Consider the following 14,983-nt stretch of genomic DNA (forward strand, 5'->3'; position numbering starts at 1 on the left):
GCAACCAATGGGCTCCGACCAACGTGAAATGATGCAATTGATCGCGGCTCACCAGAGCCGATTGCGTGGTTTTCTTCGCTGCATGTTGGTTCGCTCCAACGATGTGGATGACTTGCTGCAAGAAGTCAACCTTGTGCTTTGGGAAAAGGCGGACCAGTTTGAAACGGGAACCGACTTCTGGGCTTGGTCCAGTCAAATCGCTCGATTCAAAGTCCTCAACCGTATCCGAGCCTATTCGCGGGAGCGGTTGGTGTTTGACGAATCATTTGTCGCCGAATTGGCAGAGGTTGCCAGCGAACGAACCGAATTGTTCGAAGAACGCCAGGAGGCTTTGGAGCAATGCCTCCACGCGCTACCACCCGCTCAACGTCGAATGATTGACCTTCGCTACATCGAATCCAAATCCGCCATCGCGATCGCCGAACAGTTGCAGCGTCCCGTCGGGTCCGTCCGCCAAACGCTGTATCGCATCCGTCAGTCACTATTGGCCTGCATCGAATCCAAGTTGCCGACGGAACCTCAGCCATCCGCTTTAGGAGGCCCCTCATGAACGAGTCATCGCCAACGCCCAACCAAGATGAGATTCGCAATTGGATTTCGGAAGCAATCGATGGCACGATCAGCTCGTCGGATCTGCGCCGACTGCAGGAGGCCCTGAGGTCCGATCGCACGAGCATGCAATCGTTCGTGGATCACTTGCTATTGGATTCGATGTTGACGGAATCGCACCAAGACCAATCGGTCGCCGATTTAGTGGATTGGGTCAGCGATCGTTCGCGTTTGAGCGGAGCTGACGCAGAAGTAAAGACGACCGGCATTGCACAGCCATCCGCGGATTTCGTGCCTGACGCTCATCGAGGCATTCCAAGCTCTTGGTTCTCACTCGCCACCGTCGCGGCGTTGATTGGCTTGGTCGTGTGGGCGGTGACGACACCAGACAATGCGAGGATTCCGGACGGGAACACGATCCATTCCGAATTGGTGGAGTCCGTCTCCAACACGGTCGATCCGTCAGTCGCGATTTTGCTGCAATCATCCGATGCGATCTGGGAAGGTATGGTTGCTTCCAACGCCAGACTGAATCCCGGTCCGCTGAGCCTCCAATCGGGTCTTGCCAAGCTGCAGTTCTACAACGGGGCAACCGTTTTCCTGGAGGGCCCGGTCGAGATGGAACTCCTGGATGTTGACCACGCACGTTTGATTCGCGGCAGTGTGCGAGCCAAGGTGCCTCCACAGGCACAAGGGTTCGTGATCGACACGCAAAAAATTCGTGTCGTCGATCGCGGGACGGAGTTTGGTTTGTCGGTGGACGAAACAGGCGAATCCGACGTTTACGTGTTCGATGGTTTGGTCGAACTGCACGCTCCCCAGCCCGATGGTGTATCTGCCGATGACTTATCGGCTAACGGTGAATCGGTCGACGGCGGTCAACCCATCCGAGAGGTCACGGAAGGGGAAAGCGTTCACGTCAACGACGCTTTGGAATCGGTCGACGCAGAACTGGGCGCGACAAAGTTTCCTTCACCGGAGGCTTTGCGTGATCGCGTTGCGAATCAGTTGCGTGATTGGCAAGCGTGGAAACAAACCATTCGCTCCGATCCATCCATCGTGTTGTACTTCGATTTCGAGAACGTCGACGAACTGGAAGCGACGGTGGACAACCAAGCTTCGCAATCCGACATTCATGCGACTCGCGTGGGATGCGACGCGGTCTCCGGTCGTTGGCCGCAAACGAAAGCCTTGGGCTTCTTTCGGCCCTCGGATCGTTTACGCGTGAAGGTTCCAGGTCGATTCCCGGAAGCAACATTGGCATGTTGGGTTCGCTTGGAACAGATTCGACCAGTCAACCAAGCGTTGCTGCTGACCGATACGTTTGAAGACTGGCAACCTCACTGGCAAATCAGTCGTCTGGGCACGATCAACTTTGGGCTTGGACATCAAGACAAATCCATCCGCCGTCAGATTCGTTCGCTATCCGAACCATTTGTTGACAGAGATCTTCTCGGGCAGTGGTTCCATGTCGCGACGACTTACAACAGTCACGAGCAACGAGTCCGGCATTACGTCAATGGGCAACTCAATTCGCGACACGAGTTGCCGTTTGCCGAGCCACTGCGATTCGGCACCGCTGAATTGGGGAACTGGTTGAAACCTCGCGAAACGGGGGACGAACCGATTCGCAATCTGAGTGGTCGCATCGACGAATTCATGTTGTTTCGCCGAGAACTGTCGGCCGATGAAATCGCGACGATGACAACGATCGGACGCTGAGCGTGCTCGGCGATTAGAATTCAGCCCGACTCGCCAACTCCCCACTCAGGCAGCGCCCCATGTATTGCTTTCGACTGATTCCCGCTTGCCTTTTGGCACTGCTTCTAGGGTGGGTGAACTCACCCGTCCAAGCCCAATCCCCCAACGTTTTGTTCATCGCGGTGGATGACTTGGCATCGACGCTGGGTTGCTATGGCGATCTCGTTGCCAAGACGCCGCACATTGATCGCTTGGCAGCATCCGGTGTTTGTTTTCGCAATGCTTACAACCAACTGCCGCTGTGCAATCCCACACGTGCGTCGGTGATGACCGGGCTGCGTCCCGACCGGATCAAAGTCTACGACCTGGACCGCCACTTTCGCGACGAAATCCCGGATGTGGTGACCTTGTCACAGTCTTTCCGACAGGCCGGTTATTTCGCGGGCCGAGTCGGCAAGATCTATCACTACAACGTTCCGGCATCGATTGGAACCGACGGATTCGATGATCCACCCTCATGGCAGGTGACCGTGAATCCGAAAGGACGCGACAAGGCCGAAGAGCATCTGATCTTTAACGCGGAACCTCATCGCAAGATCAGTGCGGCGTTGAGTTGGTTGGCGGCGGAAGGCGGCGACGAGGAACAAACCGACGGCATGATCGCGACCGAAGCGATTCGCTTGATGCGAGAGAAAAAAGAACAAACGTTCTTTTTGGGCGTCGGCTTCTTTCGCCCTCACACGCCGTACGTCGCACCGAAAAAGTACTTCGACATGTATCCGCTGGAATCAATGCGACTGCCGTACGCACCCGAAGGAGATCGGCAAGACATCCCCACCGCGGCCTTCGCCCACAATTGTCCGATCCCCAACTACGGTCTTGATGAAGCCACGTTGCTGCAAGCCACGCAGGCTTACTACGCCTGTGTCTCGTTCATCGATGCCCAAGTGGGACGCTTGCTCGACGCACTCGATGAACTGGGTCTCGCTGAAAACACGATCGTGGTGTTTTGGAGTGATCACGGGTATCACCTCGGTGAGCACGACGGCATCTGGCAGAAGCGAACTTTGTTTGAGGAAGCCGCACAGGCACCGTTGATCATCCGAGCCCCCCTTTCCGTCACCGAAAATCGATGGGGCCGAGGCGACTGCGATGCGATCGTCGAGTTTGTCGACATCTATCCCACGCTCGCCGATATCGCTGGCGTCGAAGCGCCAAGCAACCTCGACGGAAAGAGTTTGCAACCGCTGCTACAGAACCCACATGCCGAATGGGACGGCGAAGCAATCACCCAGATTCTTCGCCCGGCCGACGATCGATTGGCAGAACCCGTGATGGGATGCAGCATTCGCACTCAACGATATCGCTACACCGAATGGGGCGAAGGCAAACATGGGGTGGAGCTCTACGACCACCACAGCGATCCCAATGAATTCCACAATCTGCGAACCGATCCCGACGCCAAAGTCCAATCCGTGATCCGAGAACTTCGACCGCGGTTGCGTGCGAAAGCATCCGGCAAAACGCCCACCGCGCCAGTCAATCCGGCACGGTTGTGAGTTGCGAGTTCTACAGAACGCGAACCAACGAGCTCATTCGTCGGTGACGCAACCTTCGCTGGCGTTCTTCACACATTTGATGTATTTGTAGAGCGTTCCACGGGTGGATTTCAAAGCTGGCGCGGTCCACTTGGATCGGCGAGCATCCAATTCAGACGGATCAACTTCCAAGTTCAATTCGTTGGTTTCCGCATCGATCGTGATGGTGTCACCGTCTTCGATCAATGCAATCGGTCCGCCGACTTGGGCTTCCGGTGTGATGTGTCCCACGATGAATCCGTGACTACCGCCACTGAAACGACCGTCGGTCAACAGAGCCACGTCGCTCCCCAATCCGGCGCCCATGATGGCGCTGGTGGGCGTCAGCATTTCCGGCATGCCCGGTCCGCCCTTGGGTCCTTCGTAGCGGATCACAACCACATCGCCTTTTTGAATTTTCTTTTGTTCCAGTGCCGCCAACATCAGTTCTTCGCTATCGAAGACGCGTGCCGGACCGCTGAACTGCAAACCTTCTTTGCCGGTGATTTTGGCCACGGCACCTTCGGTAGCCAGCGTGCCTTTCAAGATCCGGATGTGACCTGACTTCTTGATCGGTTCTTCGACCGTCGAGACAATCGATTGTCCGGTTTTCAAACCGGGTAGCTCCGCCAAATTCTCAGCCAACGTCTTGCCGGTGACCGTCATGTGTTCGCCTTTGATCATGCCTTTTTCAAGCAAGTACTTCATGACCGCGGGGGTTCCACCAACGCTGTGCAAATCCTCTTGCACGAACTTGCCGCTGGGTTTGAGGTCCGCCAAGTAAGGCGTGCGGTCACTGACGGCTTGGAAGTCGTCAATCGTCAAAGGCACATCGACGCTGCGAGCCATCGCGATCAAGTGCAACACAGCGTTGGTGCTTCCGCCCAAAGCCATCAACGTCACCATCGCGTCTTCGAATGCGCCGCGAGTCATGATGTCGCGAGGCTTGATGTCTTTTTTCAGCAATTCCAAGATCGCGACGCCGGCGCGTTTGCATTCCTCTTTCTTCTCCGGGTGTTCGGCTGGGATGCTGGCGGAATAGGGCAGTGCCATTCCCAAGGCTTCAATCGCGGTGGCCATCGTGTTGGCCGTGTACATGCCCCCGCACGCTCCTGCGCCCGGACAACTGCGACGAACGATCTCGCTGCGTTCTTCTTCGCTGATTTGGCCGGCGATGAATTGTCCGTAGCACTGAAATGCGCTGACGATGTCCAACTTTTCATCGCGATAGCTGCCGGGTTTGATCGTGCCCCCGTAGACCATGATGGCGGGACGATTCAAACGCCCCATCGCGATCAGACATCCGGGCATGTTCTTGTCACAACCGGGCAGGGCGATCAGTGCGTCGTACCACTGCGCCCCCATGATGGTTTCAATCGAATCCGCGATCAGGTCGCGGCTTTGGAGCGAGAAGCTCATCCCGTCGGTACCCATCGAGATCCCGTCGGAAACACCGATGGTATTGAACCGCATGCCGACCATTCCCGCCTCGGTCACGCCCGCTTTGACGTCCGCCGCCAAGTCCAACAGGTGCATGTTGCAGCTATTGCCCTCGTACCACATGCTGCCGATGCCAACCTGCGGCTTGTTCATATCCTCCGAAGACATGCCCGTCGCGTAGAGCATGGCCTGCGATGCCCCCTGGCTCTTCGGCTGGGTGATGTTGCGGCTGTACTTGTTCAGAGCATTGGAGTCGGAGGACGTCATGGAAATGTTTTGGCAGGAGGGAATTGATCGCGAGAGAAGTCGCCCGAGGCCGTTGCGGACGGGAAAATCTCGGCAACACCGCGGATGGGGCAAAGAGTATGATCGGAGACATGAAAAGTACAAAGACGGGGCAATCTGCCCCACAGAATTGCCTGACAAAATTGCGTCAAAACGCGTTCGGAGCTGGCACCGGTTTCAGTTTCGGAAATCGATATTTGGCGTCGAACTGGTCGCCACAGAAGCCGGCCGGTTGGTTGCCGGCACGGCTGACCCGAGCCATTGGCGGGTTGCTCGCGTTGGCGATCTTGGCGACTGGCGGAGTTTCGACCGGGCAGACTCCCGAGGTCAAAAAATTCGCCTGGGAGGAATCTCTGGACCAGGATCCGGCGAGCAACGATTTTGGTGTGGGCGATCGAGAGTTTGACCTTCGCAGCCGATCCCTCTTCGACGGAGAAATCTTGGCTGGGTTCGAAGGCGACGCGTCGTGGTTTCGCATCGAAGATGGTTGCATCGTTGCAGGACGGTTGGATCAACCGATTCCCAAGAACCAATTCTTGGCGACCACGGAAAAATTCGACAACTTTGAATTGCGGTTAGAAGTCCGCATGCGGGGACAAGGTCGCAACGCCGGCGTTCAATTTCGTTCGCGACGTCCGGGTTCTCGCGACGACGTGCCGGCCCACGAAATGATCGGTTACCAAGCCGATGTCGGTGAGATGCAGACCCGATCGATTTGGGGGGCTCTGTACGACGAATCGCGCCGACGCAGGATGCTGGTCTTGCCCGAACCGCCGTTTGACGTGCCGTGGACGAAACCGAAGAATGCAGACGATGACCAAACCGATGCTCCGGAGGAAACCGAGTGGGTGAAGATGCGAATCGTCTGCTACGGGCCGCGGATTCAGATCAGTCTCAACGGAACACGAACCGTCGACTACCTTGAAACGGATGACAACATCCCCGACGTCGGCGTGATCGGTCTGCAAATCCACTCCGGCAAACCAGCGGAAGCTTGGTACCGCAACCTGCGCATTCTCGGACTCGATTGATGCCCGCCAACATTCGTTTTGTTTACTTCGACCTGGGCAACATCCTGGTCGCCTTCGACCGCAATCGTGCCAACGAGAATGTGGCCGATTTGTTTGGTGGCACCGCGGAAGCATCGGACGAGATCATGCACACCGGTGGTCTGCAAAACCAACTGGAAACGGGGCTGATCACCGACGAAGAATACGCTCAAGCCATTCGCGACGCGTATGCGACCGTGGTCCAACCCGACGGGCACGTGGCGACCGGCGACATCATGCGAGCCATCAGCGACATGTTCACGCCGATTGATTCCATGGTTGCCGTGTTGGAATCATTGCGTCAGGCAAGCATGCCGATTGGAATCCTCAGCAACACCTGTGCGGCTCATTGGGAATGGGTCAACAACCGAGGATGGGAAGTTCTGGATGGCCACTTTCATGCTCAGGTGGTGAGCTACGAAGCGCGAAGCATGAAACCGGACCGCGTCATTTATGAAACCGCGATGAAATTGGCTGCGGAGTGCTTGGCAAATCACCCGGCCCCCACCAACAATGCCCCGCTGCGCCCGGAAGAAATTCTTTTTGTCGACGATCGCGAAGAGAACATTGATGCGGCACGATCCCATGGTTGGACGGCGGAGGTGTGTTTAGGAGGCAAACAGGCCATCGACGTGCTGCGACGTCACGGGCTGAATGTACCGCTCGCGGCCACCGCGAAAGAAAATGCGTGAGGAACATGGAAAACCCACTGACGCCGCGAAGCACCGCAACCGCGCCGCACATCAACACCGCCACTTCGCATATCGCGACGCAACCGGAAAACTCCCCTCGCACCGTGGCGGCCATCGACATCGGAGCCACCAGCATCCGCATGGCGATTGCTGAAATTCGTCCGGATGGATCCGTTCGCACCTTGGAATCGCTGCTGCAGCCGGTCGACCTGGGACGCGATGCGTTTGAGACCCGCCGTTTGTCGCGCAAAGGAATCGAGCGAGCCGCGGCGGTGCTGCGACGATTCCGACGCGTCCTTCGTGAATACGGAATCGATTCGGCCAACGACATTCGCGTCGTTGCAACCAGTGCGGTCCGAGAAGCCAGCAACCGCGTCGCGTTTATCGACCGCGTTTACGTTGCCACGGGATTGGACGTCGAACCGATCGACGAAGCCGAGGTCAATCGCATCACCTACATGGGCATCACGCCGCAGTTGATGGCTTTGGCCGAAACCGCCGAAAGCAAATCGTTGGTGGTGGAAGTCGGTGGTGGTAGCACGGAGTTGCTGGTCATCCGCGGTGGGAATGTTCTGCACAGCGAATCCTTTCGTTTGGGATCGCTGCGTTTGCTGCAAACCCTGGATGCGTCGGGCGCACGTGGATTGCGATGGCGAGAGTTGTTGGAAACGCACATTCGCCGAATCCTGGTACGCATTGGCGACCAAGTCCGCACCGACACGAAACTGCATTTGGTAGCGATCGGCGGCGACATCCGCTTCGCCGCTCATCAGTTGCTAGAAGACTGGGACGAGACGACCTTGGCACGTGTTCCGGTGGACAAACTGGAACGACTCACCCAAGACGTGCTCGAGATGGGTGAAGACGCAGTCGTCAAAAAGTACGGTGCAACGTTTGTGGAGGCCGAAACGCTCGCCCCTGCGTTGCTCGCTTACACCATGTTGGCTCGCCATTTCGATCTGGACCATGTGCTGGTCAGCGACATCAACCTTCGCGACGGTTTGCTGGCCGATGTGGTTCAAGGCGGCAACTGGACCAGCGAATTTCGACAGCAGATCATCCGCTCGGCCGTGTCGCTCGGACGCAAGTACCAAATCGACGAGATCCATTCGCGGGCGGTTGCCGAGTTGGCTCGAAGACTGTTTGAAGAACTCGCCAAAGAACATCAACTCGACGCCCGCTATGAGGTGTTGCTGTATGTGTCGGCACTGCTACACGAAGTCGGGCTGTATGTGAGTTTGCATAGCAACCACAAACACGCGTACTACATCATTCGCAACAGCGAACTGTTTGGGTTGTCTCAACAGGAATTGCTGCTGGTGGCGTTGGTGGCACGCTATCACCGCCGTGCTTCGCCCCAGACCAATCACGAAGGCTATGGTTCGCTGAACCGACACGACCGGGTGGCGGTTGCAAAGATGGCAGCGATTTTGCGGCTTGCGATCGCCTTGGATGACACCCGCAGCGGCCGAATTCGAGAAATCAACGTGTCTCAAGAGGGAAAACGTTTGGTCATCTCGGCTCCTGGTGTGGATGATGTCTCGTTGGAACAACTTGCGATGCGCAACCAATCCGGGCTGTTCCAAGACATCTTTGGTAAACCCGTTCTCTTGCGTCCCGAGGTGAAATGATGTGGGAGCAACCGCTCCAACGGTCCCTCCATCGCCATCTTCCGCTGCCGTCTTTGATGGAGACACCACGTCGTCTCCGTCGCCCCAAGCCGGCGTTTCGTTTCGCGATGATGTTGGCGTTTCTTGCCGGGGCCAGTGTTCTCGGCCCGGCAGTTTCTCCGCTCGCGGCTCAGTCTCCTCTTTTGCTACCGAGCGTTGATTCCTTGGCTCGACCATCCAACATCATTTTGTCGCAAACCGGGTCCTCAGGCATGCGGACCGGAACTCCCGACCGGTACGCCGCGGCTCGTCAGAAATTGGTCGAAACGCGAATTCGCACCGCGGGTGTGACCAACGAAGCGGTTCTGAAGTCAATTGAAACGACACCGCGACACGAGTTCGTGCCGCCCGCCGTCCGAGACAAAGCCTACTTTGACATGGCGCTGCCGATTGGATCGGCACAAACGATCAGCAGTCCCTTCATCGTTGCATCGATGACCGAGACGCTGGATCCACAACCGTCCGACAAGGTGTTGGAAATCGGCACCGGCAGCGGTTATCAAGCCGCCGTGCTCAGCCCCTTGGTCGACCAGGTGTACTCGATCGAAATTGTCGATGAGCTGGGGACACGAGCGGCCGGGGTGCTGCATCGACTCGGTTACGAAAACGTTCACACCCGCATCGGCGATGGTTTCTTGGGTTGGCCCGAGGCGGCGCCGTTCGACAAGATCATCGTGACCTGCAGCCCGGAATCCGTTCCCAAGCCTCTGGTCGAACAACTTCGCGAAGGCGGTTCGATGATCGTCCCCGTCGGCCAGCGTTATCAACAGACGCTGTACCGTATGACCAAACGCGACGGGAAGTTGGTGCGTGAACCACTGCGTCCGACATTGTTCGTTCCCATGACGGGCACCGCCGAGGATGCCCGGCAAGACTTGCCGGATCCCGCCAATCCGAAAGTGATCAACAACGACTTCTCGTCCCCGCCCGGCCCCGAAGATCCCGAGGGCTTCGTTCCCGGTTGGTACTACGGCCGCCAAGTCGAACTGATCAGCGACGACTCAGCGGGCGAAACGGACGCTAGCGAGAACGGTCTGGTACGGTTCGAAAACGAAACGCCGGGATTAGGGTCACACCTTTTGCAGGGCATCGCGATCGATGGCAGCCAAGTCTCGATGGTCCGTCTGTCGGCGCGAGTCCGAACGGACAATGTGACAAAGGGTCCGGATCCGGATTCTTGGCCCATGGTGGCGATCAGCTTCTACGATTCGCTGCGTCGCGATTTAGGAACGTTCACCATGGGCCCGTATCGCGGCACCCGGCCATGGCGAGATGAAAACCGATTGGTACGTGTCCCGGCCCAGGCTCGCGAAGCGATTGTGCGGATTGGTCTGTTTGGCGCGACGGGGGTGGCGGATTTCGATCATGTGACGCTGAAGACGATCGATTGAGCGTGGCAACACCGAATGTCCAAGTAATCGCTCGCGAATCCGGCTTTTGACAGACCTCAAATTCGCCGAGACAGACCAGGCAATTCACACGACGCAGCCCAATTATTTTACCCAGTCTTCTTGATTGGCAACGTCGGGTCGTTATCCTGACGACGGCGACGGGCCCCCAAATCAGATGGCCCGCAGCTCCAAATTGGAAACCAAGCCGTCACGGTCGTCTCGTTGGTGACGACGATCTACCGGCATCAGCAAGAGTCGCGTCAAAAGGATGGAGAATCGTTTATGAGATGCATGCGTTTCATGGCATGCCTCACGCTGGCACTCAGCATGAGCGTCACGGCCGAGGCGGGTGGCTCCTACGGGAGCTACGGCAGTAGCGGAGGTAGCAGCGGCGGCGTTGTCTACGGTAGCAGTGGTGGCAGCAGCGGCGGTGGATTGCTTGCCGGCCTGAAAGCCCGCATTGCAGCCCGTCACGCCGGCTCGTCCGGTGGAGCGTCTTCCGGCGGTTCGTCCGGAGGATCTTCGGGCGGTTACACGGCGGCTTACGCTTCGTCTGGTGGCTCTTCTGGAGGATCGTCCGGCGGTTACTCGCGAGGGTCCTCCGGCGGCGGTCTGGTCGGTCACTTGCGTCAGAAAATTGCCCGTATCAAAGCTCGCCATCACGGCAGCAGCGGTGGCTATGTCATGAAAGCCAACTACAGCAGCGGTGGCGTATCGGCCAGCAGCGGCGGTAGCTCCTCCGGCGGCAGCAGCGGTGGGTACTACACACCACGAGTCACCTACTCTTCGTCGTACTCGGGCGGCAGCAGTGGCGGAAGCTCGGGCGGCGTCAGCTACTCGGCTCCTGTGACCTACGCGGCTCCCGCAGCTTCGTACAGCGCTCCCATGATTGAATCCGCACCGATCTACTCGGCTCCAATGACCGGTGAAACCATCATCGACGGCGGTGCTCCAGTCGGCGAAACCATCATTGATGGCTCGGTCATCGACAGCGGTGCCTCCTACGAAACTCGCAAGCCAACGCTGGATGACGACGCGGCGTTATTGACCGTCGCCGTTCCCGTCGAATCGGCTCGCGTGACAGTCAACGGTCACGAAACCTCCAGCGGTGGCATGGTACGTCAGTTCATGTCGCGTGGCCTGAAAGACGGTTACCTGTACACCTACGAAGTCGTTGTGACTTACGACGTCGAAGGCGAACAACGCACCGACAAGCGAACCATCAAGCTTCGCCCCGGTGACATGGAGCGTTTGGTATTCAACCAGACCGAAGCCCAACCGGAAGAAGAAGCCGAAGAAGACCAATTCAGCGCCGTTGAAACCGAGCAACCTGAAACGGTCGTGCAAGTTCACGTTCCCGCCGAAGCCAAGGTCATCCTGGCTGGCAACGAAACCAATGGATTCGGAACGGTTCGCACCTTCCGCACCACTCAGTTGGCCGCTGGCCAAAACTGGGAAGACTACACCGTTCGCGTCGTGTTGGAAGCCAATGGCCGTCAACTCAGCCAAGAACGTACGATCGATGTTGCCGCTGGTGACACCGTCGAACTGAATTTCGACTTCGATGATCAAGCCGTCGCAATGCGATAGAGTTTGCTCGATTGAACTTTCAAGAACCGCGTTGAAGCCATCCGCTTCGACGCGGTTTTTTCATGCGCACGTGGAAGGCTTCGTCTAAAGTTGGTTCATCGTTTCGGCTCTTGGGTCGGTGCAAACCTGACCGATGAATCATTCGTTCGATGACGAGCAGACTGGCCGTCACTCGAGGACACGGACTACTCGATGCCAACTGTTTTCGCTTGCGATTTACCAGACAACCGTTGATCACTCATTCCGCATCGCTGCGTAGCTCTTTGAACGTAGAAGCCACCTGGCTCGCCACCATGCGCCGCGTGGTTGTGGTGATCGGCTATCTCGCGATCGCAACTGCCACCAACGATGCCAACGCGGATGGCTGGAGTCTCTTCTCTGGCCAATTGCGACGCGCAGAAAAGCAACTGCTCAGCGAGACACAGGAGCTGGACTCGATGGGGCGGGTGATCCTTCGCAACACAACGCCGCAGGTCGGTGCGCAGTCGCAGATGAAGCCGACACCGCCACCTCAACCATTGTGGTTGCAGATTGATCTTGGCGAAGTCCAGTCATTTGATCGCATCGTGATCGTCCCAACCATCATCGGAACCGCTAGCGAACTGCTCAAGCCGTATGCGTTTCCGAAACGCTTTCGCATCGACGCGTCGAATTCGAAGGAATTCGATACGTTTCAACTGATCTACGAATCGGATCGTCATTCGCTGGACACGGACAGTCCCCTCCCCGTGGTGATTCAAACACCAAATGCAAAAGCCCGGTTCCTTCGAATGACGGTCACCGAACTTGCCAATGTCACGGGACGTTGGACGTTTTCGCTGTCGGAGATCATGGTGCTCGATGGCAACCGAAATCTGGCTTTGCAAGCCAAACCAGAGATGATTGACACAATCAATCTGGCCCCGGTTTGGGACGAACGGTATCTGGTTGATGGTTTGACTCCACTCGGCCCGCCCATCATCCCACCCAGCACCGTCGAACAGTTGCCCGAATTTGATGGCGTGTTCTTCCAAACCACCGACGGCGACGCGGAAACTTGGTTTGAAATCGACTTTGGGCAAGCCCGCCCCTTTGACGAACTCCGACTGTTCCCGGTGCACGCCCGGCAAGGTGCGGACTATCCGGGCTACGCGTTCCCTTCCGAATTTCGCATCGAATTGTATTCTGGCGAAGGCGATGATCGACGAGTGATCTTCCAAACAACGGAGCCATTCCCCAATCCCGGTAGCAATCCGGTATTCCTTTCCACCGGCGACATGGAAGCCACACGTATCCGGTTCGTTTGCGAACGAGCCTCATTGAAAAGCATCAACAAGATGGGGCTGTCTGAGTTTCAAGTTCTCTACAAAGGCCGTAACATCGCTCTGAACCAAACCCTGAGCGCCCATCATTGGCGGGACGACCGGCCACTGGAACTCTTGATCGATAACGACTCCAGCTACGGAAAGATTTTGACGCTCACCGAATGGGCGGACCGCTGGGAACGACTTCGACATTTACGACGGGCCATCCGCAGCTCCGAAGACAAAATCTCATCGCTGACCACGACCGCCAAACAGCGTGCCGCCATTTGGACCGGAGCGGCAACGTTGCTGATCGGAATCGCGGTCTTGGGTTCGGTTTGGCTGAACCGCATCCGTTCCCAACGTCATCGCGCGGAGTTTCGAATGCAATTGGCTCAAGACCTTCACGACGAAATCGGCAGCAATCTCGCGGCGATTGCTCGGATCGGTGAAGTCGGCGAAGCGATCGATCCCAACGCGGAAACCCAAGAAGATTGGCGATCCGTGCGAGAATTAGCGAGTGAGTGCACAGAATCCATCCGAGAAACCCTGTGGCTGCTTGGGGGTCCTGACCGCATGCCCGACGCGTTCGCGGAACAACTGCGTTGCATCGCTCAACGAATGCTGCCCGGCATGCGAGTTGAGTGGATCATCGATTCTGAGTTTGACACGTACCACCCCAACGAACATGTCAAACGCGAATGGGTGATGGCTTTCAAAGCAATCCTCGCCAACGTGGCACAATGTTCCCGTGCCACCGAAGTCAACGTTACCGCCAAACCGGAAGGACGCGGCTGGAATTTTAGCGTCGAAGACAACGGACAAGGTTTCGATGCGACACGATGGCGTGAACGGATGCCAAGACGCGGCATGGGACTGGACGGGATGAGCAAACGCATCCAACAGTTGGGCGGCTCCGTGGAAGTGGAATCCAAACCAAACCATGGAAGCCGCGTGACCATCCACATCCGCTAAATTGCCACTTGGCGATCAGCAGGACTTCTGCATTAAGCACCGCACGCTCCTTCGCAACACAATCACCATGTTGGAAATTTGGATCATCGAAGACAACGAAAAGTTCCGACGCGCCACGGCGCGTGGGCTGAGCGTGTTGGCGGAAGGAACTCGGGCTCGCGAATTTGGCAATTGCGAAGAAGCCATCGCGGCAATTGACGCGGGTGAATCACCGGATGTCTTCTTGATGGACATCGATCTGCCCGGAATGGACGGAATCGAAGGCATCAGCGAAATCAAACAGCGATTGCCAGACGCCGCGGCCATGATTTTGACGGTATTCGAAGACGATGAGAAAATCTTTCGAGCGCTCAAAGCAGGTGCGTCGGGCTATTGCCTGAAATCAGATTCCATTTCGAAGATTCGCGAAGCGGTGGAGCAGGTGCTTCAGGGCGCCGCCCCCATTCACCCCCGAATCGCCGGCCGAGTGCTCAAGCTCTTTTCGCAACTGACGCCGGAACAACCGGACTACGGACTGAATGATCGAGAACAGGCCGTTTTGGAAGCCATGACGCGCGGGCTGGTTCGAAAACAAATCGCAGCAGAGATGAAATTGAACCTGCACACGCTCGACTATGTGACCCGCTGCATCTACCGTAAATTGCATGTCAATGGAGCAACCGCCGCGGTGGCCTTGGCCATTCGGGAACGCTTGGTGGCCCCGCCGCCGGAATGACAATGCATTCTTCGCGTGCGATTCACCGCGTGGCTTACGAACATTCGTAAATTGTTTCGCGAGTCG

11 protein-coding genes are annotated in these 14,983 nt (G+C 57.1%); 10 read left to right on the forward strand and 1 reads right to left on the reverse strand.

Annotation, left to right across the window (positions count from 1 at the left end; translation table 11 throughout):
* Positions 1-7 precede the first annotated feature (7 nt).
* Genes LOC70_RS08985 through LOC70_RS08995 form a run of 3 tightly spaced genes read left to right on the forward strand, consistent with a single transcriptional unit; the run spans position 8 to position 3,809 of the window.
* Entirely contained in the window at positions 8-550 is a 543-nt protein-coding gene (locus tag LOC70_RS08985; RefSeq protein ID WP_230253274.1) for a sigma-70 family RNA polymerase sigma factor, read from the forward strand.
* Positions 547-2,271: a LamG-like jellyroll fold domain-containing protein gene (locus LOC70_RS08990; RefSeq protein WP_230253275.1), complete on the forward strand. Its 1,725-nt coding sequence runs from the start codon at positions 547-549 to the stop codon at positions 2,269-2,271. The genes LOC70_RS08985 and LOC70_RS08990 overlap by 4 nt, the downstream gene beginning before the upstream one ends.
* Positions 2,272-2,330: 59 nt before the next feature.
* Positions 2,331-3,809 (forward strand): sulfatase, encoded by a 1,479-nt coding sequence (locus tag LOC70_RS08995; protein ID WP_230253276.1) that lies wholly within the window; start codon positions 2,331-2,333, stop codon positions 3,807-3,809.
* 33 nt (positions 3,810-3,842) lie between these two features.
* On the opposite strand, the gene ilvD is transcribed toward LOC70_RS08995, so the two are convergent.
* The gene (ilvD, locus tag LOC70_RS09000; protein WP_230253277.1) at positions 3,843-5,534 is read right to left on the reverse strand and encodes a dihydroxy-acid dehydratase; all 1,692 of its coding nucleotides are present in this window, start codon (positions 5,532-5,534) and stop codon (positions 3,843-3,845) included.
* A 110-nt stretch (positions 5,535-5,644) separates the two neighbouring features.
* Between ilvD and LOC70_RS09005 the strand changes: the two genes are divergently transcribed.
* The 7 genes from LOC70_RS09005 to LOC70_RS09035 all read left to right on the forward strand — a co-directional run bounded on the left by LOC70_RS09005 (position 5,645) and on the right by LOC70_RS09035 (position 14,917).
* Positions 5,645-6,583 carry a 3-keto-disaccharide hydrolase gene (locus tag LOC70_RS09005; RefSeq protein WP_230253278.1) on the forward strand — a complete coding sequence of 313 codons (939 nt, stop codon included), beginning with the start codon at positions 5,645-5,647 and terminating at the stop codon, positions 6,581-6,583.
* Complete coding sequence (locus LOC70_RS09010; RefSeq protein WP_230253279.1) at positions 6,583-7,293, forward strand: HAD family hydrolase; 711 nt, start codon at positions 6,583-6,585, stop codon at positions 7,291-7,293. The genes LOC70_RS09005 and LOC70_RS09010 overlap by 1 nt, the downstream gene beginning before the upstream one ends.
* Positions 7,294-7,298: 5 nt before the next feature.
* Positions 7,299-8,924 carry a Ppx/GppA phosphatase family protein gene (locus tag LOC70_RS09015; RefSeq protein WP_230253280.1) on the forward strand — a complete coding sequence of 542 codons (1,626 nt, stop codon included), beginning with the start codon at positions 7,299-7,301 and terminating at the stop codon, positions 8,922-8,924.
* Positions 8,925-9,175: 251 nt separating this feature from the next.
* A complete protein-coding gene (locus LOC70_RS09020) occupies positions 9,176-10,354 on the forward strand; it encodes a protein-L-isoaspartate(D-aspartate) O-methyltransferase (protein WP_390889026.1) in 1,179 nt (392 codons plus the stop codon).
* A 291-nt stretch (positions 10,355-10,645) separates the two neighbouring features.
* On the forward strand, positions 10,646-11,944 hold the full coding sequence (locus LOC70_RS09025; protein ID WP_306796862.1) for a TIGR03000 domain-containing protein: 1,299 nt from the start codon (positions 10,646-10,648) through the stop codon (positions 11,942-11,944).
* Positions 11,945-12,093: 149 nt separating this feature from the next.
* Entirely contained in the window at positions 12,094-14,202 is a 2,109-nt protein-coding gene (locus tag LOC70_RS09030) for an ATP-binding protein (protein ID WP_230253282.1), read from the forward strand.
* A 67-nt stretch (positions 14,203-14,269) separates the two neighbouring features.
* Positions 14,270-14,917, forward strand: coding sequence for a response regulator transcription factor (locus tag LOC70_RS09035; RefSeq protein ID WP_230253283.1), 648 nt, complete (start codon positions 14,270-14,272; stop codon positions 14,915-14,917).
* Positions 14,918-14,983 lie beyond the last annotated feature (66 nt).

The sequence above is a fragment of the Rhodopirellula halodulae genome (assembly GCF_020966775.1).
Taxonomy (GTDB): Bacteria; Planctomycetota; Planctomycetia; order Pirellulales; family Pirellulaceae; genus Rhodopirellula; species Rhodopirellula halodulae.